This is a genomic window from Pseudomonas sp. PAMC25584, from assembly GCF_058135675.1.
Window position 1 is genome coordinate 2,856,610 of sequence record NZ_CM176870.1, and the last position, 23,902, is coordinate 2,880,511.

Consider the following 23,902-nt stretch of genomic DNA (forward strand, 5'->3'; position numbering starts at 1 on the left):
TGGCGGGGAGCAAATTTTTTCGCTTATCATCCGCGCCTGAGCACGCGAGGTGATGGATGGACAAACCCGGGCTGACCACCAACGAAGCGGGGCTGACCCATTGCAGTTGGCGTACCGCTGCGCCGGAATATCCGCATTACCACGACCACGAATGGGGCGTGCCGGTGGCGGATGACATTCAGTTGTACGAGAAGATTTGCCTGGAGGGTTTTCAGGCGGGGATGGCGTGGATCACCATCCTGCGCAAGCGCGAGCACTTTCGGCGGGCGTTCGACGGTTTTGATTTTCACCGGGTGGCGCAGTACGGCGAGGCGGATATCCAGCGGCTCATGGCTGATCCAGGCATTGTGCGCAACCGTGCGAAGATCGTCTCGACCCTCAACAATGCGCGCAGGGCATGTGAGTTGGTGCAGGAGAGTGGTTCGCTGGCGAATTGGCTCTGGTCATTCGAACCGGCGCCTGAACAGCGCCCGGCGGTGGTGGACCTGGCTTATTGGAAGGCCAATCCGACGTCACCGGCGTCGGTGCGGTTGTCCAAGGCCTTGAAAAAACGCGGGTGGACTTACGTGGGGCCCACCACGATGTATGCGCTGATGCAGGCGATGGGGATGGTCAATGATCACCTTGAAGGCTGCGTCTGCCGTGAGCGGATCGAAGACCACCGCCGCCTGTTCAGGCGCCCCTGATCGTGCGTGAAGGCCCGTTAGCCAATGTGTTGGAGAATGTCACGCACCTTGTCCAGGCCCGGGTCGATGTCCAGGGTTTCGATGGCGCCGAAGCCGATGATCAGGCCCGGGCGTACCGGCGTGTCGTGAAAGAACACATCGAGTGGATATAGGCCCACTTCCCCCTGGCGTGCCAGTTCCAGCAGCCGCGGGATGTCCACCGCCACCTTGCACAGCGCTGCCATATGAAAGCCGGCCACGGTGGGCACCGCGTCGAACCACGGCGACAGGTCACCCGCCAGGCGTTGCAGAATGCGCTCGCGGCGCCCGGCATACACGCTGTGGCAGCGGCGAATGTGCTTGAGCAGGTAGCCTTCGCTGATGAATTTGGCCAGCGCCCATTGCGGCAGGGTGGAGCTGTGTTGATCGGTCAATTGCTTGGCCTTGAGCACCGCGCCATAAATCGCCGGCGGCAGTACCGCATAGCCCAGGCGCAACTCCGGCAGCAGGGTTTTGGAGAAGGTGCCGACGTAGGCGACCACGCCACGGGTGTCCATGCTTTGCAGGGAGTCGGTGGGGCGGCCTTCGTAACGGAATTCGCTGTCGTAGTCGTCTTCGATAACGATCGCGCCCAGCTCGAACGCGCGGGCCAGCAGGGCTTCGCGGCGCGCCAGGCTCATGGGCATACCGAGGGGAAACTGGTGGGACGGCGTCACATAGATCAGCCGCGCGCCGTCAGGGACCTGGTCGACCTGAATGCCCTGATCGTCGATGGGCACCCCGATAACGTTTGCCCCCATCGCCATGAACAACTGGCGCGCCGGACTGTAGCCGGGGTCTTCCATAGCGACGATGCTACCCGGTTCCAGCACCACGCGGGCGATCAGGTCGAGTGCCTGCTGTGCGCCGTTGGTGACCACAATGTCGGCATCGCGGCATTTGACCCCTCGGGAGAACGCAATATGCCCGGCGATGGCGCTGCGCAACGCCGGCAGGCCTTCGGGCTGGCTGTAGAAGCCACTGTTCTGGGCGATACGCCGCAGGGCGTCCTGGGTGCAGCGCCGCCATTCATCCTGTGGGAATTGCTGGCGGCTGGTGGCACCGCCGATAAATTCGTAGCGCAGGGGGCTGCCGTGTGTTGGGTGGCGCATGGCCGAGGGCAGTGCCTGCCACTTCGCCAGGTTGCTGGCGCAGGCCAGGTCGGTGGCGGTTTGCAGGCGTTCGCTCGGTGGCGCGCGGCGGCTGACGAACGTGCCACGGCCGGTCTTGCCCACCAGCAGGCCTTCGTAGGTCAGGGTGGCGTAGGTGTCGGACACGGTCTTGCGTGACACGCCCAGTTGCTTGGCCAGCAGGCGGCTGGGTGGCAACTGGGCCCCGGTGGCCAGGCGGCCGGAGTCAATGGCTTCGCGCAGTTGCTGGTAAAGCTGTTCGGCCAGGTCCTTGCGGCCGTTGATGATCACGTGCAGTTCCATGTTTGTCCTGAGGGGCTGAGTCGCTCCAAGACTACTCGCAGGTGACGCTTGCTCCAAAGGGGCGGTAGGACAACGCGATAAAAAAAGTGGGAGCGGGCCTGCTCCCACCTGGGGATTGTGCTGCTTATGTGGTTAGGACAGGAAGCCACCGTCCACGTTCAGCGACACACCGGTGGTGTAGCTGGAGGCATCGCTGGCCAGGTACAGCACCGCGCCGGCCATCTCGCTTGGGTCCGCCACGCGCTTGAGCGGAATCTGCGCCAGGGCCATTTTCAGGATCGCGTCGTTCTTCACCAGCGCCGAGGCGAACTTGGTGTCGGTCAGGCCCGGCAGCAGGGCGTTGCAACGGATGCCGAAGTCGGCGCATTCCTTGGCGAACACCTTGGTCATGTTGATCACGGCGGCCTTGGTTATCGAATAAATGCCTTGGAACACGCCCGGGGAGATCCCGTTGATAGAGGCCACGTTGATGATGCTGCCGCCGCCGTTTTCGCGCATCAGCTTGCCGGCTTCCACCGACATGAAGAAGTAGCCGCGAATATTCACATCCACGGTTTTCTGGAAGGCGCCCAGGTCGGTGTCCAGTACGTTGCAGAATTGCGGGTTGGTCGCGGCATTGTTGACCAGGATGTCCAGGCGCCCAAACTGTTCGCGGATGCCGGCGAAGACCTGGGTGATCTGCTCCATTTCACCGATATGGCAGGCAACCGCAGTGGCCTTGCCGCCGTCGGCGATGATCGCATCCGCCACGTGCTGGCAGCCTTCCAGCTTGCGGCTGGAGACGATCACGTGGGCGCCTTGCTGGGCCAGCAACTTGGCGATGGCCTCACCGATGCCACGGCTGGCGCCGGAGACAAAAGCGATCTTGCCGTCGAGGTCGAACAGGTTGGTCTTGGACATGGGGGTTCCTTGTGGGTCTTGGCTCGGTCGATCAGAGGGCGGATTTGCCGATGACATTCAGGCTCATCTGCTCCAGCAGCTTGTTCATCTGAATGAACTGCGCAAAGCGTTTGTCCTGGGTCTGTCCATGGAAAAAACGGTAGTAGATCTGCTGCACGATGCCGGCCAGGCGGAACAGGCCGTAGGTGTAGTAGAAGTCGAAATTGTCGATCTCAAGGCCCGAGCGCTCGGCGTAGTAGTCGACGAACTGGCGGCGCGTGAGCATGCCGGGTGCGTTGCTCGGCTGGCGGCGCATCAGTTGCACGGGCGCCGGGTCGGCGGCTTCGATCCAGTAGGCGAGGGTGTTGCCCAGGTCCATCAGCGGGTCGCCGAGGGTGGTCAGCTCCCAATCCAGCACGCCGATGATCTGCATCGGGTTGTGCGGGTCGAGGATCACGTTGTCGAAGCGGTAGTCGTTATGCACGATGCTCGAGGTAGGGTGGTCGGCCGGCATCTTGTCGTTGAGCCAGGCGCGCACGGCCTCCCAGCGGGGCGCGTCGGGGGTCAGGGCTTTTTCGTAGCGGTCGCTCCAGCCACGGATCTGACGCTCCACATAACCCTCGGGCTTGCCCAGGTCAGCCAGGCCGCAGACGCTGTAGTCCACCTGGTGCAGCTCGACGAACTTGTCGATAAAACTTTTGCACAGCGCTTCGGTCTTGCTCGCGTCCAGGCCCAGTTCCGCCGGCAGGTCGGAGCGCAGGATGATGCCGTTGACGCGCTCCATCACATAAAATTCGGCGCCGATCACCGATTCGTCGGTGCAATGCACATAGGCCTTGGGGCAGTAGGGAAAACCGTCTTTAAGTTGATTGAGAATGCGGAATTCACGGCCCATGTCGTGGGCGGACTTGGCCTTGTGCCCGAACGGCGGGCGGCGCAGCACGAATTCCTGGCCCGGGTATTCGAGCAGGTAGGTCAGGTTGGACGCGCCGCCGGGGAACTGGCTGATCTTGACCGCGCCGCTCAGGCCCGGAATGTGGGCCTTGAGATAGGGATCGATCAGGCTGGCATCAAGTTCTTCGCCTGGGCGGATCTGGGTCGATTGGTCGTTCAGCGCCATGCTTATCCCTTCTGCTTATTCTAAAGGCCTCGGACTATTGGCTAATCTAATGCGCACAGCCGCCCGGCCACAAGGTTGGGGCGGCTTAATAGGTTCGCGTGTTGGATGATGATCAGCGTGCCTGATCGGTCATTTTTCGGGCGGGGGCAAGGCGACCGGCGTCAGTACCGGACGGCCGGCGAAGTACTCCAGCAGGTTATCGGCCACCCGTTGCACCGTATCGTGGGCGGCTTCCGGTGACAGCCCGGCCACATGGGAGGTCAGAACAGTATTGCTCAGGCGCTTGAGGGCCTCGGGCACCTTGGGCTCGTCGTCGAACACATCCAGTGCCGCGCCGCCGATACGGCGTTGCTCCAGGGCGTCGATCAGGTCGGCGGTCACCACCACGCTGCCACGGCCGATATTCACTAGGTAGCCGTTCGGCCCCAACGCATCCAGGGCGTGCCGATCGATCAAGTGGCGCGTGCCCGGGCCGCCGGGCGTGGCCAGGATCAGGAAGTCCGAGGTGTGTGCCAGCTCCACGGCGGTTGAGCAATAGGTGTAGTCCACGTCATCGCGCGGCTGGCGGTTGTGGTAGCTCACTTGCATGCCGAACCCTAAGGCGGCGCGCTTGGCGATCTCCAGGCCCACCGCGCCGAGCCCGAGAATCCCCAGTTGCTTGCCGCCCAGGGAAGGGCGCATCACCTTGGGCCACTCGCCGTCGCGCACTGCCGCGTCCGTTTGTGGAATGCCGCGCACCAATGACAGCAACAAGGCCATGGCGTGGTCCGCCACCGACGGCGCGTTCACCCCGGCACCGTTGGTCACCACAATCGCGCGATTGCTCGCCGCCTGCAGGTCGACATGTTCATAGCCGGCGCCGATCACGCAGATGATCTCCAGCAGCGGCAGCGCGGCGATTTCTTCGGCATACAGGCCCAGCGGACCACGGGTCAGCACAGCCTGGATCTGCCCGCCATGGGTCTTGATGGCGTGGGCACGCTCGGCGGGCGTCGGCGCCAGGATCACATGAAAGTCATTGCTTTCGATGATGGGCAGGTATTCGTTGATGGTTTCAACCAGAACCAGAACAGTGGTTGTCATCGGAAGGCTCTTCCTGAAGGGTTTGAGAGCAAGAGTATGCGGGATTTGTAGGCAAAATCGTTTTGTTGGAGCAGAAAAATCATGGTGACACCGAGCGTGTGCCCTCGCCACAGCAAGCTCGCTCTCACGGTCTCTACGTTGTCAGAAGCTCACCTCAGCGGCTCTCACGCGTTGCGCAAACGCTCCGGCCAATGTGGCGTTGTGATGTTCGATGATCGCCGCCGCCGACAGCGTTGCGGTGTCCATGCAGGTATGGCCATCTTCTGGCAGGATCACCGAGAACCCCAGTTCTGCGGCTACGCGGCAAGTGGTATCGATACAGAACTGGGTTTTCATCCCAACAATCACCAGTTCATTGACCTGTGTTGCGCGCAGTCGCTGCGCCAGATCGGTGCCGAGGAAACAACTGGGACGGGTTTTATTGAAGAACCGGTCACGAGCCTCATCGACATCCAGTGCGTGCCACACCTGCCAATACGGGCTGCCCGCTGCAATCGGTGAACCCGCCGGGCCAGTGTGGCGGGCGACGAAGATCGGTGCGCCGGCGGTGCGGGCGCGACGGATCAGTTGGTTAATGGTCGCCAGCACGCGTTCGCGTTCGAAGGGTTGGTCCGGGCCATCGTACAAACCGCTTTGCATATCGATGATCAACAGGGCGTCAGCCATGGTGTTGCTCCTTGCGTGTGCCAGATGGAGGCGCAATAAAAAGGCCCCGTCCATTGCTGGCGGGGCCTTGGGTTGAATCTGTGAGGTGTCTAGTTCAAGTCCCCACGGCAACCGCACGACCCGCCGGAAGCGGTCGTTGTGGTGGTGCGGGTGAGGCGTAGCTGAAATAGGTTCATGGGCCGATCATGCTGGGCATGCGTTTGACAGTCAACAGTCGCAGGTATTCTCTTACAAGGCATAACGATGTTTCGGGCACTCATAACGGATTCATCTGATACGCCACTGCCGCTGATGCTCTCCACGTTGAGCGCGCAAAAATAGCCGAAAACCTCGCTCTTGAGCCTCTGCACCGCTTAACCGTTCCTCAGCTAAGCCTTTGCTTATTCAAAAGAATCCCGGACAATCGCGCCCCTGTTATGGTTGGGACGCTGCCTGTCAGGTTTTTCTGACTCGTCCCTGCTGTGGAAATGCGGAGATCCGATCGGATGAATGATCAGGCCAATAGCGTCGACGAACGTTATGTCACGACACCTGTAATCCTTACACGCTGGAGCCGTCAGGACACCACCTGGATGCTTGGCCTATTCGGCACGGCGATTGGTGCCGGCACTTTATTTCTACCTATCAACGCCGGCCTCGGCGGCTTCTGGCCGCTGGTGATCCTGGCGCTGCTCGCCTTCCCGATGACGTTTTTTGCCCACCGTGGCTTGACGCGTTTTGTGCTGTCCGGTCGTGAAGGCTCCGACATCACCGACGTGGTCGAAGAGCACTTCGGCGTCAAGGCCGGCGCGCTGATCACCTTGCTGTACTTCTTGGCGATCTTCCCGATCCTGCTGATCTACAGCGTGGCGCTGACCAACACCGTCGGCAGCTTCATGGAGCACCAGTTGCACATCATGCCGCCGCCACGGGCGATCCTGGCGTTTGTGCTGATCCTCGGCCTGCTGGCCGTGGTGCGTTGCGGTGAGCAGGCGATCGTCAAGGCCATGAGCGTGATGGTGTATCCGTTTATCGTCGCCTTGCTGTTTCTGGCGGTGTACCTGATCCCGCACTGGAATGGTGGCATCCTCAGCACCGCCAGCGTGGTCCCGTCGCCTTCGGCGTTGCTCAGCACCTTGTGGCTGGCGATTCCGGTGATGGTGTTCTCGTTCAACCATTCGCCGATCATCTCGGCCTTTGCCGTGGACCAGAAACGTCAGTACGGCGCGAACGCCGATGAGCGCAGCTCGCAGATCCTGTCGCGCGCGCACCTGTTGATGGTGGTGATGGTGCTGTTCTTCGTGTTCAGTTGCGTGCTGACCCTATCGCCGGCGCAACTGGCCGAAGCGAAAGCGCAGAACCTGTCGATCCTGTCGTACCTGGCCAACCACTTTGACAACCCGACCATCGCCTTCGCTGCGCCGTTGATTGCGTTCGTGGCGATTGCGAAGTCGTTCCTGGGCCACTACATCGGCGCCAGCGAAGGCCTCAAGGGCCTGGTCGCGAAAACCGGCCGCCGTCCTGCACCGAAGAGCCTGGACCGCATGACCGCCGCCTTCATGCTGGTGGTGTGCTGGATCGTCGCCACGCTTAACCCGAGCATCCTTCGCATGATCGAGACATTGGGGGGGCCGATCATTGCATCGATCCTGTTCCTGATGCCGATGTACGCGATCCGCAAGGTGCCGGCGATGGCCAAGTACCGTGGGCAGGCGTCCAATGTGTTTGTCACGGCGGTCGGCCTGGTGGCGATTACCGCGTTGATTTACTCGCTGATGTCCTGACAGCGCGCTGCACCGACCAGGGCTGATTCGCAAACATGGCGAATCGGCCCTTTTTTTCGCTCGCAAAACCTGACACGGCGCAACCGCCGCGCGGCAATGGGCGCTAAGCTGGAGCACTTTTTTATCCAGGATGGGTGGGGCCGATTGAACACTGAAACCGATGCGCCCGTTGTCGCTGCGTCGAAGCGTACCCAGGACATACTCGCCGGCTTATCGATTGCCGGTTTACTGCTGCCGGAGGCGGTGGCCTATTCCAGCATTGCCGCGCTGCCGCCCCAGGCCGGTGTGATTGCCTTGTTTGCCGGGCTGGTGTGCTACGGCCTGTTCGGCACCAGCCGCTTCGCGATTGTCTCAGCGACCTCGTCGTCGGCGGCGGTGTTGGCGGCGGCAACGGCCAGCCTGGCGGGTGATGACCCGGCGCTGAGGCTGTCCCTGGCGTTCGGGCTGGTGTTGATCATTGGCGTGTTTTTTCTCTTGGCCGGGTTGTTCAAGCTCGGTGGTGTCACCTCTTTTATCGCCAAGCCGGTGTTGCGCGGGTTTGCCTTCGGCCTGGCGCTGACCATCATCCTCAAACAACTGGCCGGTGTGGTGGGTGTCCACCTGACCGATAACAACCTGATCCGCTTCCTGCCGCAGTTGCTGGAGCAACTGCCGCACTGGAACTGGCCCGCCGCGGTGGTGGCTGCGGTGGCATTGCTGGTGTTGTGGCTATGCGCCCGCGTTCCGCGCCTGCCCGGTGGGCTGGTGGTGATAGTGCTGGGCATTGTTGCCGGCCAGAGCCTGAACCTGCAGGCCCAGGGAGTGGCGCTGATCGGTCTGATTGACCTGCGCCTGGAGCTGGGGCATTTGCCGGTGCTGCCGTTTGCCGATTGGCTGCGCCTGGGCGAGTTGGCGTTTGCGCTGGTCATGATTTTGTACGCAGAGTCCTACGGCTCGATCAGTTCGTTCGCCCTTAAACATGGCGACCGGGTGTCGTCCAACCGCGATTTGCTGGCACTGGGGGCGGCTAACCTGGTGTCCGGTTTGTTCCACGGCATGCCGACGGGCGCCGGGTATTCGGCGACCTCGGCGAACGAGGCGGCTGGCGCCTATTCGCGTTGGGCGGGGATTGTCGCGGCGCTGGTGATCCTGGTAATTGTGTTGACGGTGCTGCCGTATGTTGCGCTCACGCCGGAGCCGGTGTTGGCGGCGGTGGTGATCTATGCCTTGGGCCGCGGTTTGAGCCTGCAGCCCCTGGGGCGTTACTTCCTGTGGCGGCGCGACCGTTTGCTGGCGGTGTGCGCGGTGGCGGCCGTGCTGGTGCTCGGTGTGCTGGATGGCTTGTTATTGTCGGTCGCGATCAGCGTGGTGTTGATGTTGCGCCAGATGTCGGCAGCGGATATCCAGGTGCTTGGGCGGCTGGGCGACAGTCATGACTTCGTGGACCGCCTACACCATGCCGATGCGCTGACCATCCCCGGCGTATTGATCATACGGCCGAGCGAAGCGCTGTTTTTCGCGAATGCCGAGCGCATCCTCGGCGCTGCCCTGCGCTTGATGCGCCAGTCATCTGCGCAGAGGGTGGTGTTGAGCCTGGAAGAATCCCACGACCTCGACGGCACCAGCATCGAAGCGCTGGCCGCTTTTTTTGCCCAGGCACGCGCACAGGGCAAGCAACTGGTGCTGGCGCGGGTGCGACATGATGCCCATGAAGTATTGCAGATGCTGCCTGAGGCGCAGGCGCCAGAGGTTTTGCTCAGCGGCTTGAGCGTTGATGGTGCGGTGCAACTGGCCTTGCAGGCCCATCCACAGGCATAAAAAAACGCCGCGTATCTTGCGATACGCGGCGTCCTTTACATCAACACACCCTTAGGCTTGAAGCACCGGGATGTTGGCGTTTGCAGCGCTTTCACGGAACTCGGCGATCTGATCGAAACTCAGGTAGCGATACACATCGCTGGCCATGGTGTTGATCTTCGCGGCGTACTCCATGTACTCCTCGACGGTCGGCAGGCGACCCAGGATCGAAGCCACCGACGCCAACTCGGCCGAAGCCAGGTAGACGTTGGCGCCGTCGCCCAGACGGTTCGGGAAGTTACGGGTCGAGGTCGACACGACGGTCGCATTCGGTTCTACACGTGCCTGGTTACCCATGCACAGCGAGCAGCCCGGCATTTCCATGCGCGCGCCAGCCTTGCCGTAGATGCCGTAGTAGCCTTCTTCGGTCAGTTGGTGAGCGTCCATCTTGGTCGGCGGCGACAGCCACAGACGGGTTGGCAGCTGACCCTTGACCTGATCCAGCAGTTTACCGGCAGCGCGGAAGTGACCGATGTTGGTCATGCACGAACCGATGAACACTTCGTCGATCTTCTCGCCAGCAACGCTGGACAGCAGACGGGCGTCGTCCGGATCGTTTGGCGCGCAGAGCACAGGCTCCTTGATGTCGGCCAGGTCGATCTCGATGATTTCGGCGTATTCCGCGTCGGCATCGGCCACCATCAGCTCCGGGTTGGCAACCCAGGCTTCCATCGCTTGGGCGCGACGTTCCAGGGTGCGTGCATCGCCGTAGCCTTCGCCGATCATCCAGCGCAGCAGGGTGATGTTGGAGTTCAGGTACTCGGTGATCGAATCTTTCGACAGCTTGATGGTGCAACCGGCAGCCGAACGTTCAGCCGAGGCGTCGGACAGCTCGAAGGCTTGTTCGATGCTCAGGTTGTCCAGGCCTTCGATTTCCAGGATGCGGCCGGAGAAGGCGTTCTTCTTGCCTTTCTTCTCTACGGTCAGCAGGCCAGCCTGGATCGCGTAGTAAGGAATGGCATGAACCAGGTCACGCAGGGTGATGCCAGGTTGCATTTTGCCTTTGAAGCGCACCAGGATCGATTCCGGCATGTCCAGTGGCATGACGCCAGTGGCTGCGGCGAACGCTACCAGGCCGGAACCGGCCGGGAACGAGATGCCCATCGGGAAACGGGTGTGGGAGTCACCACCGGTGCCGACGGTGTCCGGCAGCAGCATGCGGTTCAGCCAGCTGTGGATGATGCCATCGCCTGGACGCAGCGACACGCCGCCACGGGTCATGATGAAGTCAGGCAGGGTGTGGTGGGTGGTCACGTCGATCGGCTTAGGGTAAGCCGCGGTGTGGCAGAACGACTGCATCACCAGATCGGTCGAGAAGCCCAGGCACGCCAGGTCTTTCAGTTCGTCACGGGTCATAGGACCGGTGGTGTCCTGGGAACCCACGGTGGTCATCTTCGGCTCGCAATAGGTGCCTGGACGAACGCCAACCACACCGCAAGCCTTGCCGACCATCTTCTGCGCCAGGGTGAAACCCTTGGTGCTTTCGGCCGGAGCTTCCGGCTTCTTGAACAGGTCGGACGGTGGCAGACCGAGTTCGGTACGCGCTTTTTCGGTCAGGCCACGGCCGATGATCAGCGGGATACGGCCGCCGGCACGGACTTCGTCCAACAGCACCGGAGTCTTCATTTCGAAGGTGGTCAGGACTTCATCGGTACCGTGCTTGCAGACTTTGCCAGCATGCGGGTACAGGTCGATCACGTCGCCCATGTTCATGTTGGTGACGTCGAACTCGATCGGCAGTGCGCCCGCATCTTCCATGGTGTTGTAGAAGATCGGAGCGATCTTGCTGCCGAAGCAGAAGCCACCGGCACGCTTGTTCGGCACGTAAGGAACGTCATCACCGAAGAACCACAGCACGGAGTTGGTCGCCGACTTACGCGACGAACCGGTACCGACCACGTCACCGACGTAGGCGATCGGGAAGCCTTGGCCGCGCATTTCTTCGATCTGCTTCATCGGACCGGTTTTGCCTTGCTCGTCCGGCACGATGCCTTCGCGAGCCATTTTCAGCATCGCCAGGGCGTGCAGCGGGATATCAGGGCGGGACCAGGCGTCCGGCGCAGGCGACAGGTCGTCGGTGTTGGTTTCGCCGGTGACCTTGAACACGCGCAGGCTGATCTTGTCGGCCAGGGTCGGGCGGTTCTTGAACCACTCGCCGTCGGCCCAGGACTGGACCACGGCTTTGGCGTGTGCGTTGCCGGCCTTGGCTTTTTCAGCCACGTCGTGGAACGCATCGAACATCAGCAGGGTGTGCTTGAGCTGAGCGGCGGCAACTGGCGCCAGTTCGGCGCTGTCGAGCAGCTCGACCAGGGTCACGATGTTGTAGCCGCCTTGCATGGTGCCAAGCAGTTCAACAGCGCGTTTCTTGTCGATCAGGGGAGAAGTGGCTTCGCCCTTGGCCAGGGCAGACAGGAAACCGGCTTTGACGTAGGCTGCTTCGTCAACACCTGGTGGAATGCGGTTGGTGATCAGGTCAACGAGAAATTTTTCTTCGCCAGCCGGAGGATTTTTCAGCAGCTCAACCAGGCCTGCGGTTTGTTCGGCATTAAGCGGCTGGGGAACAATACCCAGGGCTGCACGCTCTTCGATATGTTTGCGATACGCTTCAAGCACAGTTATTACCCTCATCAGTGGTCCCACGGGACGCTCATCCAGAAATGAACGGCACGCATGCGCTCGGGGGCCTTTTGGGCCGCAAAGCCTGCGCTGCCGACATTCCTCACAGAAGCTGCTTTCAAAGTTTTACGCCTGCAGAACGGAGCTGATGAGGGTTGGCGCTGGCTTGACCTGCGGGGTCATTGACCATCGCCAATACCGTTCTGAAGGATCGACTGTGCTCGTGACGCTTTGAAAACAGCTTCCAGCGGATTATTGGCGCCTTATAAGGCCGGTTGATTCTACGGCAAATAATTTCTAAAGGTAAGTTGCCAAGCCAAGTTTGCGGGGTGATGAACCTTAGACAAAGGGCTAACATGGCGCACTGTTTCGCTGATTTGCGTGTTGCCACCCATGTCCAACCACACCATCAAGACCCCCTGCGTAGGCCTGTGCTCCACGGTTTACGGTGACCTCGTGTGTCGCGGATGCAAGCGCTTCCACCATGAAGTGATCCAGTGGAATGGCTATAACGAAGAGGAAAAACGCGCGGTCTGGCTACGGCTTGAGCAACTGCTGGTGCAGGTCATGGCCGGCAAGCTGGAGGTTTTCGACCCCAAGACCCTGCGCGGCCAACTGGAACAACGCAAGATTCGCTTTGTGCCGCATCAGTCAGAGTACTGCTGGGCATACCAGTTGATCGCCCGCGGGGCGCGGGTGATTTCCAACCTGGAGGCCTATGGCATGGTGCTGCTGCCGGAGTTTCGCGAGTGGAGCCTGCCTGCGCTGCGCGACGCCATCGACCGTGAGTTTTTTATCCTGTCCGAGGCGCATTACCAGCGCTATATCGCGCCGGGGTTTCTCAAGGATGTGTTGGGTGCCTGACGATCAGGCCTGGTTGGCCAGCTTTTCCAGCTGATCCGTCAGTGTCTGTGGCTTGAGCACCAGCACATCGCTTTCCAGTGCATCCAGCACCACTTCCGCCGTATTGCCGATCAGCGCCCCGGTCAGCCCGGTGCGCGCCACGGTGCCGATGATCGTCACTGCCGCTTTCAATGTGTAGGCGGTATGGGGAATCAGCACATCCGCCGGGCCTTCTTCGATATGCAGGTTGGCATCATCTATATCAAATTTGGCTTGGAATGCCTTGCACTGATCGCGATAGCGCGCCTCGATGGTTTCCTTGAGTTGAAACACCGGGTCGCCGGCCGAGAGCATAGGCGATGGATGAGCGCTGATCACGTGCAGCGATGCCTTGGCCAGGCTGGCAATGTCGAAGCCATAGTCGACGATCATGTGGTGGAGCGCGCGGTGTTCGGCGTCGGTATTGCCCACATCGATGGCGGCAAGAATGACGCCGCCGCTCCATGGGGTTGCCGTCTTGACCAGCAGGACCGGCGCAGGGCAGTAGCGCAACAGCTTCCAGTCCGCTGGGGTCAGCAGCGCCTTTTTCAGTGGGCTGTCGGCGTAGTGCTGCTTGATCACCAGGCCACAGCCTTCGGCTTGCTGCACGTCGATGATGGTTTCATGCAGGCTGCTATTCCACGCCTGTTCGGTCGTGACGTTGTAGCCGTCTTCCGTCAGGCCGGACTTGAGCAGACTCAACAGCGCCGAATGCTCATGCTTTTTGTCGCACACCAGTAGGTGCAGATGCGCGCCGGTGGCCCCGGCGATCAGCTTGGCGCGCTTGAGGGCCAGGCTTTCCGAATGCTCGGGCTCAATGACCACCAGGATGCTGCGGATGGCTTGCATGGTCGGGACTCTCCAGAAAGGGGGCGTTGAACAACTATAGTTGCTGCCCGCCAGACGTCATGTTGATACACATCAAGGCCAGTGGCTGGTGGTCTGCGGCGCGGTCGGTATAATCGGCGGCCTATTGTGATCCTTTGCCCGTGAGCCCGATGAACCTGCCCGAAATCCACGAATTCCTCGGCTGTCCCACCCCTGCCGCCTGGGTCCAGGCCGCACTGGCCGATCAGGAAACCCTGTTGATCGACCACAAGAACTGTGAATTCAAGGCCGCCAGCACCGCCTTGAGCCTGATCGCTAAGTATCACAGCCATGTTGACTTGATCAATATGATGTCGCGCCTGGCACGCGAAGAACTGGTCCACCACGAACAGGTCATGCGCCTGATGAAGAAGCGCAAGGTCGAGTTGCGCCAGTTGCACGCCGGGCGTTATGCCTCGGGGTTGCGCAAGGTGGTGCGCACCCATGAACCGGTCAAACTGGTGGACACCCTGGTGGTTGGGGCCTTTATCGAGGCGCGCAGTTGCGAGCGTTTCGAGGCCCTGGTGCCGCATTTGGACGAAGAACTCGGCAAGTTCTACTTCGGCCTGCTGAAAAGCGAGGCGCGGCACTACCAGGGTTACTTGAAGCTGGCGTACCAGTACGGCGAGGCCAAGGACGTTGCCCAGGTGATCGAGCGGGTGAGGGCGGCCGAGCAGGCGCTGATCGAGTCACCGGACGTCGAGTTCCGCTTTCACAGTGGCGTGCCGGCCTGAGGCGACGGCTGATCCAGGTCATCCTTGCGCATATCACTGCCTGTAATGGGGTTAAAAATTGCAGGCTATTTGTTAAAAACTCTTAAAAGCATGAAGTTTCATCGCGCGTGGCCGACCAAGCGCTGCTGCCGGACAGCTTGCCTCCTATACTGCGCGCACTTCAATCTGCGTCGCACACTGAGAGCTTATGGAAAACCTGGGTCTGGGCAAGGTCCTGCTCGTTGAGGATGATGAGAAGCTGGCAGGGCTGGTCGCGCACTTTCTGGCCCAGCACGGTTTTGAGGTGCGGGTGGTGCATCGCGGCGATGCAGCTTTGGCGGTCTTCCTCGATTTCAAGCCAAAGATTGTCGTGCTCGACCTGATGCTGCCCGGTCAGAGCGGCCTGCATGTGTGTCGCGAGATTCGCACGGTGTCCGACACGCCGATCGTGATCCTCACCGCCAAGGAAGATGACCTGGACCATATTCTCGGCCTGGAGTCCGGCGCCGATGACTACGTGATCAAACCGATCAAACCGCCGGTACTGCTGGCCCGCCTGCGTGCGTTGCAACGTCGCCAGGCGCCGGAGCCGACGGTGCGCGGGGCCATCGAGTTCGGGCGGCTGGCCATTGACCGCAGTTGCCGGGTGGTCAGCCTGGGCGGCGAGAAGATCGACCTCACCACCATGGAATTCGAGTTGCTGTGGTTGCTTGCCAGCAGCGCGGGCAAGATCCTCTCCCGCGATGACATCCTCAACCGCATGCGCGGCATCGCCTTTGACGGCCTGAACCGCAGCGTCGACGTGTACATCAGCAAACTGCGCGGCAAGCTCAACGATAACCCCCGTGAACCGGTGTGCATCAAGACTATTTGGGGCAAGGGCTATCTGTTCAATCCGTTTGCGTGGGAGGTCTAGATGCTGCGCCTGTTTCTACGCCTGTATGTGATTCTGGCCCTGGGCCTGGCGGGGGCGATCTGGCTGGTCAACTACACGTTCGACGAGTTGCTGCCCGAAGCCAACGAGACCTATAACCGCGAAGCCCTGCGTGGCCCGGCCTACGGCCTGGTCGAGCAACTGCGGCCGTTGCGTGGCGAAGCGCGGCAAGCTCGGCTGGCCGAGTTGCAACCCCACTATGGGTTGCCTCTGAAACTGGTGGAAAAGGACTCCCTGGCACTGACCGAGCGCGAACAAAAACTTCTGGGCGACGGCTTGCTGGTGGTGCGCGGGGACTTCAAGGAGTTCCTCACCCGCATCGACACGGGCCCGCAGTTGCTGGAAATAAAACTGCCGGAGGAACCCAAGTGGCTGTACCTGTGGGCCTACGGTTTTCTCGGGTTGTGCCTGGCTCTTGTGCTGTACTTTTGGGTACGCCCGCACTGGCGCGACCTTGAACACATCCGCCTGGCCGCCCAACGCTTCGGCGACAACGACCTCTGCTCGCGCATCCTGTTGCCGCGTCGCTCCACCGTGCGCGAACTGGCCGGGCACTTCAATCAGATGGCCGAACGCATCGAAAGCCTGATTGCCAACCAGCGTGAGCTGACCAACGCGGTCTCCCATGAACTGCGCACGCCTATCGCGCGCTTGTCGTTCGAGCTTGATCAGCTCAAACAACAGGCCGATCCCCGGCAGAGCCGTGCACTGATCGCCGACATGTACGCCGACCTCGGCGAGTTGGAGGAAATGGTCTCTGAGCTGTTGACCTACGCCAGCCTGGAGCGCGGCGCCACCCAGGTCACGCGGGAGGCTATCGAGGCCCAGAGCTGGCTCGACAGCGTGATCGGCAGCGTCGCCCTGGAGGCCGAGGTGGAAGGCGTGCAGTTGTCCTTGCGCACCTGTGAAGTCGACGTTATCCAAATCGAACCGCGCTTCATGGCGCGTGCGGTGATCAACCTGCTGCGCAACGCCATTCGTTACGCCGACCGCCGGGTAGAAGTGTCGCTGGTCAAGTTCGGCAGCGGTTATGAAGTGCGGGTCTGTGACGATGGCCCGGGCATACCCGAGGAGGGCCGCGCGAAGATCTTCCAGCCGTTCATACGCCTCGACGCCAGCCGTGACCGCCGCACCGGTGGCTTCGGCCTGGGCCTGGCGCTGGTGCAGCGGGTCTGCCAATGGCATGGCGGGCAGGTGCTAGTGCAAGACTCCGAGTGGGGCGGGGCGTCGTTTCGGATGAGGTGGGCGTATGACGCTTGACGCTCTGGAATGCGAGGGCGATCAACGCTGGGCGCAACGGTAAAATCGCGCCTGCGAGTCGGCCGTCACGGACGGTTAGCGGCTAAGCCCCAACCGTTCATGCCACTGCGCGATTGACTCCTGCGGGTATTCATCGAACTGCAGGTCACCCTTGCGCACGCTGACTTCGACCCAGGGCGCCTTGGAACCGAGCATCAGGTGCGTGTGTTGCGGCGGCACCGGCAATGGCGTGTCGATGGCCGAGGCAAAGGGATGGATCAGCTCCGGCCACTCCGGGCTGAACAGCCATAGCGCGCTGCCGCATTGTGAGCAGAAATGCCGCTCGGCGCCGCTGGCATGGGCGCGGCTGGCGCCCTCGGGCTTGAGCCGGGCGTGGTAGATCGAGATCAGCTTGCGCCCGCGCACTTTCAGGCTGTTGCTGTCGCCCGCCAGGTTGATTGCGTAACCGCCGCCGCCCTGGGTCTTGCGGCAAATCGAGCAATAGCAGCGCTGGTAAGGGTAGGGATGGGTGCTGGTCAGGCTGAACGTCACGGCGCCGCAATGGCAGGAACCTTCGAGTTGCATGGGCAGTCTCCTCTGGCAAGGTGACTCCGCAGTCTAGGCGCTTTGCGGCATCAAGGTCGCGATCAGGGCACGAATGGTCGGCGATGGCAGCCGGTGAGAGGAGGGCGCCCTCGGCGCCCTGGTTCAGGCTTCAGTTATCCAGCGCGCTCAAGATCGCATGGGCGACCTTGACCCGCTCGGCATTCGGATAGTTCTTGTTTGCCAGGATCACCACGCCCATGTCCTTGCTGGGTACATACGCCACGTAGGCAGCAAAACCACCGGTTGAGCCGGTTTTGTTGTACAGCACGTTGGCCGGTTGCGCTTGCGGTGTCGCCAGCCAATGGGGGCGGTGAGGTTCCATTGCCATCGGTGTCGAGTTGCCGTCAATCAGCGCTTGCAGGGCGATGGGGTAGGGGTAGTACTCCCAGCCCAGGCCTTGGGTCATGCCGTTCACGGTGTAATAGCCGGTGTGGGTGCTGGCGATGGCCTGTTGCAGCGGCTTTTCCAGGGTTTGCGGGTGCATGTTGGCGATCACATAGCGCGCCAGGTCGTGAGTGCTGGTCTTGATGCCGTAGGCTTCGCTGGCCAGTGCGCCGGGGCTTACGCGAACGGGCTTGTGGTGTTTGTCGTAGCCTTGGGCGTATTCGCCTGACTGCTCGGCGGGCACGCTGACGTAGGTGTTGCTCAGGCCCAGCTTGGGCAGCAGGGTTTTCTCCAGGGCAACATTGAAGGGCTGGCCCAGGCTTTGTGCCGCGAGGTAGCCAAACAGGCCGATGCTCGGGTTGGAATAGAGGCGTTGCGCGCCTGGGGCGTAGGTGGGTTTCCAGTGCTGGAAGTAGCCGAGCATGGCGTCGGCACTGTCGGCCGCGTCCGGAAACTGCAGCGGCAGGCCGCCGGGGGTGTAGGTCGCCAGTTGCAGCAGGCTGATCTGGTCAAAGGCGCTGCCGGCCAGCGCGGGCCAGTATTGGCTGGCCTTGTCCGACAGCTTGAGCTTGCCGGTCGCCTGGGCGTAACCCCCCAGGGTCGCGGTGAACGTTTTGCTCACCGAGCCGATTTCAAACAAGGTGTTTTCGCTGACTGGTCGCTGGGCTTCCTTCGATGCCGTACCGTAGTTAAAGTATTGCACCTTGCCGTTCTGCACCACCGCCACCGCCAGGCCGGGAATGGCCTGCTGCTGCATCAACGGTTTGACGCTGGCGTCTACCACGGCCTTCAGGTCGGCGGCCAGGCATTGGCCGGCGCCGAGAAGTATCGCCAGCGCCGTTAAATGACGCACTCCAAACACGGATTGTTGGGGCATGATATCGCTTCCATGAGTGTGATCGATTGAATGAAGAGCCTGCGCGGGCGTGGCAACGTTAGACAGTTCGCCGGGCCTGGGCAAACGATGTTATCTCGCCCCAGCCATTAGAATAATTAGGGTCAAGCATGCTGCGCTCCCATCTGCCCCTCAACGCGCTACGCGCATTTGAGGCCTCCGCCCGGCATCTGAGTTTTACTCGGGCCGCCATCGAGTTGTGCGTCACCCAGGCAGCGGTCAGCCATCAGGTCAAGAGCCTGGAGGCGCAACTGAACATCAGCCTGTTCAAGCGCCTGCCGCGTGGCCTGATGCTGACCCGCGAAGGCGAGACGTTGTTGCCGGTGGTGCGCGAATCCTTTGACCGTATTGCCCATACCCTGGGCCAGTTCGAGGGCGGGCATTACCGCGAAGTGCTCACCGTCGGGGCGGTCGGCACCTTTGCGGTGGGCTGGCTGTTGCCGCGCCTGCCGGACTTTCAGCGCCGCTACCCGTTTATCGATCTGCGCCTGTCGACCCACAACAACCGCGTCGATGTCGCCGCCGAAGGCCTGGACTACGCGATACGTTTCGGCGCCGGGGCCTGGCATGGCACCGACGCCTGCCAATTGCTCGAAGCGCCGCTGACGGCGCTCTGCGTACCGTCAATCGCCGAGCAATTACATACGCCGGCCGACCTGTTGAAACAGACGGTGCTGCGTTCCTATCGTGCTGATGAATGGAGCCTGTGGTTCCAGGCCGCCGGGCTGCCTGCCGACACCCTGGTGCCGCGCAGCATCGTGTTCGACTCGTCACTGGCGATGATGGAAGCGGCGTTGCAGGGCGTCGGTGTGGCGTTGGCCCCTGCGCTGATGTTCTCGCGACAACTGGAAAGTGATGCGATCCGGCAGCCCTTCAACGTAGGCATCAGCACCGGCAGTTACTGGTTGACGCGCTTGCAGTCACGCGCCGAAACCTCGGCGATGCTGGCGTTCAAGGGGTGGCTGTCGGAGGCGGCTGCGGAGGTTTAGAAATAAAATGAAACATTTGTCGCGAGTTAACCTCTACCGTAGCCCCTACCGAGTGCCTTCATGAAAACCCCGCGTCCCTCCGCCCGTATGCCCCACCTCATCCAACTGCGAAACTTGAAGATGGCGCGCTCCGCCCACGCTTATGTGCGCGGCAGTACCGTACAGTTTTACGAGTGGTTGCACAGCCAGCCGGGTCGGCGCCTGCCACTCGGCCCGGCGATCTGGATCTGCGGCGATTGCCACGCGGGCAACCTGGGGCCTACCGGCGACAGCAAGGGCCGTATCGACATGCATATCCGCGACCTTGACCAGGCGGTGATCGGCAATCCGACCCATGACTTGGTGCGGTTGGCACTGTCGTTGGCCACTGCCGCGCGCGGCTCGGACTTACCGGGGGTGACCACCGCCCGCATGCTCGAAGAAATGATGGTGGGCTATGAACAGGCTTTCAAGGACAAGCCCGACGAAGCGCCGCCGCGCCCGTCCCAGGTCAAGGCCGGTATGCGCAGCGCCGTGGAGCGAACCTGGAAGAACCTGGCCCGTGAGCGCATCGAAAACGTGCGGCCGACGATCCCCTTGGGCAAGCATTTCTGGTCGCTGTCGCGGGCGGAAAAAAGCGCGCTGGAAACGGTCTGTGCCTCTGGTGACATTCAGCAATTGGTCACCTCGCTCAAGGGCCGCCCCAAGGGCGCCAAGGTTGAGTTGCTGGACTGCGCCTATTGGGTCAAGGGCTGCAGCTCGCTGGGGTTATTGCGCTATGCCGCATTGCTCGGCGTGGGCGACCAGGACGATCAGGCGTATTGCCTGATCGACATCAAGGAGGCGGTCGGCGCCGCTGCACCGCGTGCCGCGCGGGCCAAGATGCCACGGGACAATGGGCGGCGGGTGGTGGAGGGCGCCCGCCAGCTCTCCCCTGGCTTGGGTGAACGCATGGTGGCGACGCGTTTTCTGGAGCATGGTTTTTTCATCCGCGAACTGCTGCCGCAGGATATGAAGCTGGAGCTCGACGAACTGAGTGAGACCGATGCCATGCACGCCGCCGGCTACCTGGCCCGGGTGGTCGGCATCGCCCATGCCCGCCAGATGGACCGCGCGACACGCAAGGAATGGATGGCGGTGCTGCAGGAGAACCGTTCCAAGCAGTTGGATGCGCCGTCATGGCTGTGGACCAGCGTGGTGCAACTGGTGGGTCGGCATGAGCAGGGCTACCTCAACCATTGCCGCAGGTACGCGTTGGAACATTGAGCCCGCAGACATTGAGAGGGCTGTCAGGCCAGGTATTGGTTGAACCACCCCAGCGTGCGTTGCCACGCCAGGTTCGCTGCGGCCTCGTCATAGCGCGGCGTCGAGTCGTTATGAAAACCGTGGTTGGCGCCCTTGTAGCTAAACGCTTCATAGGGGGTGCCTGCCGCCTTCAAGGCCTTTTCATAGGCCGGCCAGCCTTCGTTGATCCGCGTGTCCAGTTCGCCGTAATGCAGCATGATCGGCACCTTGATGCGCGGCACGTCCTTGTCCTGCGGCTGACGCCCGTAAAACGACACGGCGGCGCCCAGTTCCGGGTAAGCCACGGCCGCCGCATTGGCCACGCCGCCGCCATAGCAGAAGCCGACAATGCCGACGTTGCCGGTGCTGCTGTCGTGGTGCATCAGCCACTCGATGGCGGCGAAGAAGTCGTTCATCAGCTTGGTCGGGTCGACCTTTTGTTGCAGCTCTACGCCTTTTTCGTCGTTGCCGGGGTAGCCTCCCAGCGATGTCAGGCCATCCGGCGCGAGCGCAATGAAGCCGGCCTTGGCCAAGCGCCGGGCGACGTCTTCGATATAGGGGTTGAGCCCACGATTTTCATGCACCACGACCACCGCCGGCACTTTGCCGGTGGCCTTGGCCGGGCGTACCCAGTAGCCGCGCACTGTGCCGTTGCCCTTGGGCGAGGGGTAGGTGATGTAGTCGGCAACGATGTCCGGGTCGGTGAATTTCACTTGCTCGGCCAGGGCGTAGTTGGGGCTCAGGGCAGCGAGCAGCGCCGACGCGGTCAGCCCGCCAAAGGTGAACAATGCGGCGCGGTCGAGAAATTGGCGGCGGTTGATCTTGCCGTGGGCGTAGCCGTCGTAGAGCTCCAGCAGTTCGGGGGCAAAGTCTTTGGCGGTGAGACGAGTCATCGGTGCTGTCCTCGATTAGCGGTGCCAGTCAATGTAGACCAGGATCACTCATTACGACCGTGGGCGGCGGCGGCGAGTTGCCCGGTATCGACGCGCACGAACACCGAATCGCCGATCGCCGTGAGTACATCGCCGGCATACACCTCGCAGACCACGCGACTTTTGCGCCCCACATCGCCCTCGACCCGGGCACGCAAGGTCAGCGTGACACCCAGGGGCGTGGGCTTGATGAATTTGATGCCGAGATGGCCGGTCACGCAGTCGATACGCGGCAGGCTGCCGGGTTCACGTTGTTCGGCACGATAGTGGTAGGCCATGGCGGTCCAGTTCGAGTGGCAGTCCACCAGCATGGCGATCAGGCCACCGTAGACCAGGTCCGGCCAGCCGCTGTATTTCGCTTCCGGTTGGTGCTCGGCGACCACGTGAACGCCGTCGGCATCCCAACGGCTCTTGATATGCAGGCCGTGGGGGTTGTTGCTGCCGCAGCCGTAGCAGATACCTTCGGGGGCGGTGGTGTCTTGCAGTGAAGGGGTGTGCATGTGTAGGTTCACAAAATAGATGATTCAGGAGGTCCAGCAAACGCTGGGAGAAAATCTTTTTTTTCTGTGAATGCCCGGCGAGGGACTCACAGAAAAGATGAGAAAAGCCTACTGGACTCTCAAAATAAATGCACTCTCGGCTCCGCACGGACTTTCCAAGCCGCGCCGTTAATCAACGGCGTTTGCGCAATCACGACATCCGGGACGGCTTGCGTGTGTGTATTAGCTTCAGGGGCAGGTGGCTGGAGATGTCTACAATGCCGGTGGCAGTCCACTAGAGGCATAGAGGTGTCTACGAAACCCAGAGCGATTCAAAATGGTTCACTTCATGAATCGGAAGTTACCTTGAAACTCACTGTCGACTGAACAGATTGAATGGTCTTCAACAGTTAATACTTTCTCGGAAAGTCACTTACGCCACAGTGACAGAGATTTTTGCAACGACCTGGTCAAGCGCTTGAATCACGTCAGATTGCAGATCGTTTAAATTTTCTAAACCGGCATGTACTCGAACAAGATAACCTGATCTCTCCCAACTTTTTACAGTTCGGGGAGGTTTGCCAATCGGTAAAACCAGACTTTCATAGCCCCCCCAAGACAAACCAATTCCAAAGTGTTTTAGGCTGTTGAAGAAACACCTAACGCGTTCTATGTCCGTGCTTTTCAATTGCAAAGAAAATAGACCACTCGCGCCTCTGAAGTCGCGCTTCCAGAGATCATGGCTCGGATCGTTAACCAGTGCAGGATGATGCACTTGGGCTACCGCTGGATGCGTCTGCAAACATTGAGCCAGGGCTAAACCATTTTCCCAATGACGTTGCAATCGTACACTTAGGCTACGAATACCACGCAGACCTAGAAAAATATCATCAGGCCCCGCAGTTTCGCCAAAATCATGGGCGCTGGCCTGCAACTGCTCCCACGCGCCTTCATTGGCAGTGGCGGTACCCAACAAGGCATCTGAATGACCGACGATGTATTTAGTGGCCGCTTGAATTGAAATGTCTACCCCGTGATCGAATGGCTTGAAATAAAGGGGGGTCGCCCACGTGTTGTCCAACAATACTTTTGCGCCGACGCTGTGGGCGGCATTAGACACAGCACGTATATCCGAGATTTCAAAGGTCAACGATCCTGGGGATTCAACAAACACCACACTTGTGTTTTTTCGAAGTTTTGACGTTAGATCCTCCACTTCAATGGGGTTAAAATATTCCACCTCGACGCCCATGCGAGTCAGCACCCTGTCCGCAAACATGCGGGTTGGCCCGTACACATTGTCAGTTATTAAAATGTGATCACCCGCGGCCACGAAAGCCATCACCGCATGCGTACAGGCCGAAAGTCCTGATGGAAATACAAGACTGGCATAGCCCCCTTCCAGTTCGGCAATAGCTGACTCAAAGGCACGTGTTGTTTCGGTACCAAACCGACCGTAATGTGCATAAGGATTACCGTCGCGCTTGCACTCTTCCCAAGCATCAAAGCTGGGCACGAGTATGGTCGAGCCACGGAAAACCGGAGTATTTACGAGTCCACCGAAACGCTCGGAATCGCGACCGGTAGTGACTACGAGGGTATCTGGATGATGCATTTGT

General features: G+C 61.0%; 21 protein-coding genes. 9 read left to right on the forward strand and 12 right to left on the reverse strand.

The window, feature by feature from the left end; all coding sequences use genetic code 11:
- Positions 1 to 56: 56 nt before the first annotated feature.
- Positions 57 to 686, forward strand: a complete 630-nt coding sequence (locus ACS5Q8_RS13115) for a DNA-3-methyladenine glycosylase I (RefSeq protein ID WP_443699365.1) — start codon at positions 57 to 59, stop codon at positions 684 to 686.
- 17 nt (positions 687 to 703) lie between these two features.
- On the opposite strand, the gene pdxR is transcribed toward ACS5Q8_RS13115, so the two are convergent.
- From pdxR to ACS5Q8_RS13140, 5 genes are all read right to left on the reverse strand, one after another.
- The gene (pdxR, locus tag ACS5Q8_RS13120) at positions 704 to 2,137 is read right to left on the reverse strand and encodes a MocR-like pyridoxine biosynthesis transcription factor PdxR (protein WP_443695263.1); all 1,434 of its coding nucleotides are present in this window, start codon (positions 2,135 to 2,137) and stop codon (positions 704 to 706) included.
- A gap of 132 nt (positions 2,138 to 2,269) precedes the next feature.
- Positions 2,270 to 3,037: an SDR family oxidoreductase gene (locus tag ACS5Q8_RS13125; protein WP_276197856.1), complete on the reverse strand. Its 768-nt coding sequence runs from the start codon at positions 3,035 to 3,037 to the stop codon at positions 2,270 to 2,272.
- Between the two features lie 31 nt (positions 3,038 to 3,068).
- Positions 3,069 to 4,136 (reverse strand): phosphotransferase family protein, encoded by a 1,068-nt coding sequence (locus ACS5Q8_RS13130; protein ID WP_426101722.1) that lies wholly within the window; start codon positions 4,134 to 4,136, stop codon positions 3,069 to 3,071.
- 129 nt (positions 4,137 to 4,265) lie between these two features.
- On the reverse strand, positions 4,266 to 5,219 hold the full coding sequence (locus ACS5Q8_RS13135; protein WP_276197858.1) for a 2-hydroxyacid dehydrogenase: 954 nt from the start codon (positions 5,217 to 5,219) through the stop codon (positions 4,266 to 4,268).
- A 141-nt stretch (positions 5,220 to 5,360) separates the two neighbouring features.
- Positions 5,361 to 5,885 carry a cysteine hydrolase family protein gene (locus ACS5Q8_RS13140; RefSeq protein ID WP_276197859.1) on the reverse strand — a complete coding sequence of 175 codons (525 nt, stop codon included), beginning with the start codon at positions 5,883 to 5,885 and terminating at the stop codon, positions 5,361 to 5,363.
- A 485-nt stretch (positions 5,886 to 6,370) separates the two neighbouring features.
- Here ACS5Q8_RS13140 and ACS5Q8_RS13145 point away from each other — a divergent pair, with 485 nt between their 5' ends.
- Entirely contained in the window at positions 6,371 to 7,648 is a 1,278-nt protein-coding gene (locus ACS5Q8_RS13145) for a serine/threonine transporter (protein ID WP_276197861.1), read from the forward strand.
- Between the two features lie 144 nt (positions 7,649 to 7,792).
- Positions 7,793 to 9,445, forward strand: coding sequence for a SulP family inorganic anion transporter (locus ACS5Q8_RS13150; protein WP_465160285.1), 1,653 nt, complete (start codon positions 7,793 to 7,795; stop codon positions 9,443 to 9,445).
- A 51-nt stretch (positions 9,446 to 9,496) separates the two neighbouring features.
- On the opposite strand, the gene acnB is transcribed toward ACS5Q8_RS13150, so the two are convergent.
- Positions 9,497 to 12,097, reverse strand: coding sequence for a bifunctional aconitate hydratase 2/2-methylisocitrate dehydratase (gene acnB, locus ACS5Q8_RS13155; RefSeq protein ID WP_247401616.1), 2,601 nt, complete (start codon positions 12,095 to 12,097; stop codon positions 9,497 to 9,499).
- A gap of 396 nt (positions 12,098 to 12,493) precedes the next feature.
- Between acnB and ACS5Q8_RS13160 the strand changes: the two genes are divergently transcribed.
- On the forward strand, positions 12,494 to 12,964 hold the full coding sequence (locus tag ACS5Q8_RS13160; RefSeq protein WP_276197863.1) for a DUF1289 domain-containing protein: 471 nt from the start codon (positions 12,494 to 12,496) through the stop codon (positions 12,962 to 12,964).
- Positions 12,965 to 12,967: 3 nt separating this feature from the next.
- Here ACS5Q8_RS13160 and ACS5Q8_RS13165 read toward each other — a convergent pair whose 3' ends face one another.
- Positions 12,968 to 13,831 (reverse strand): universal stress protein, encoded by an 864-nt coding sequence (locus ACS5Q8_RS13165; RefSeq protein ID WP_276197864.1) that lies wholly within the window; start codon positions 13,829 to 13,831, stop codon positions 12,968 to 12,970.
- Between the two features lie 149 nt (positions 13,832 to 13,980).
- Here ACS5Q8_RS13165 and ACS5Q8_RS13170 point away from each other — a divergent pair, with 149 nt between their 5' ends.
- The 3 genes from ACS5Q8_RS13170 (at position 13,981) to ACS5Q8_RS13180 (ending at position 16,756) form a co-directional block, all read left to right on the forward strand.
- Complete coding sequence (locus tag ACS5Q8_RS13170; RefSeq protein ID WP_426101714.1) at positions 13,981 to 14,583, forward strand: MiaE family protein; 603 nt, start codon at positions 13,981 to 13,983, stop codon at positions 14,581 to 14,583.
- A 187-nt stretch (positions 14,584 to 14,770) separates the two neighbouring features.
- Complete coding sequence (locus tag ACS5Q8_RS13175; RefSeq protein WP_276197866.1) at positions 14,771 to 15,478, forward strand: winged helix-turn-helix domain-containing protein; 708 nt, start codon at positions 14,771 to 14,773, stop codon at positions 15,476 to 15,478.
- Positions 15,479 to 16,756, forward strand: a complete 1,278-nt coding sequence (locus ACS5Q8_RS13180) for an ATP-binding protein (protein WP_276197867.1) — start codon at positions 15,479 to 15,481, stop codon at positions 16,754 to 16,756.
- Positions 16,757 to 16,831: 75 nt separating this feature from the next.
- Here the strand turns inward: ACS5Q8_RS13180 and ACS5Q8_RS13185 are convergent, their stop codons facing one another.
- A complete protein-coding gene (locus tag ACS5Q8_RS13185) occupies positions 16,832 to 17,320 on the reverse strand; it encodes a GFA family protein (protein WP_443695270.1) in 489 nt (162 codons plus the stop codon).
- Between the two features lie 130 nt (positions 17,321 to 17,450).
- Positions 17,451 to 18,602, reverse strand: coding sequence for a class C beta-lactamase (gene ampC / locus ACS5Q8_RS13190; RefSeq protein ID WP_276197869.1), 1,152 nt, complete (start codon positions 18,600 to 18,602; stop codon positions 17,451 to 17,453).
- Between the two features lie 128 nt (positions 18,603 to 18,730).
- On the opposite strand from ampC, the gene ACS5Q8_RS13195 reads away from it, so the two are divergent.
- On the forward strand, positions 18,731 to 19,609 hold the full coding sequence (locus tag ACS5Q8_RS13195) for a LysR family transcriptional regulator (protein WP_276197870.1): 879 nt from the start codon (positions 18,731 to 18,733) through the stop codon (positions 19,607 to 19,609).
- Positions 19,610 to 19,669: 60 nt separating this feature from the next.
- On the forward strand, positions 19,670 to 20,854 hold the full coding sequence (locus tag ACS5Q8_RS13200) for a DUF2252 domain-containing protein (RefSeq protein ID WP_276197871.1): 1,185 nt from the start codon (positions 19,670 to 19,672) through the stop codon (positions 20,852 to 20,854).
- Between the two features lie 23 nt (positions 20,855 to 20,877).
- Here the strand turns inward: ACS5Q8_RS13200 and yghX are convergent, their stop codons facing one another.
- The 3 genes from yghX to metC all read right to left on the reverse strand — a co-directional run bounded on the left by yghX (position 20,878) and on the right by metC (position 23,898).
- Positions 20,878 to 21,765 (reverse strand): YghX family hydrolase, encoded by an 888-nt coding sequence (gene yghX / locus ACS5Q8_RS13205; RefSeq protein ID WP_276197872.1) that lies wholly within the window; start codon positions 21,763 to 21,765, stop codon positions 20,878 to 20,880.
- Positions 21,766 to 21,809: 44 nt separating this feature from the next.
- The gene (locus tag ACS5Q8_RS13210) at positions 21,810 to 22,304 is read right to left on the reverse strand and encodes a PaaI family thioesterase (RefSeq protein ID WP_443698055.1); all 495 of its coding nucleotides are present in this window, start codon (positions 22,302 to 22,304) and stop codon (positions 21,810 to 21,812) included.
- Between the two features lie 412 nt (positions 22,305 to 22,716).
- Complete coding sequence (gene metC / locus ACS5Q8_RS13215) at positions 22,717 to 23,898, reverse strand: cystathionine beta-lyase (protein WP_465160286.1); 1,182 nt, start codon at positions 23,896 to 23,898, stop codon at positions 22,717 to 22,719.
- Positions 23,899 to 23,902 lie beyond the last annotated feature (4 nt).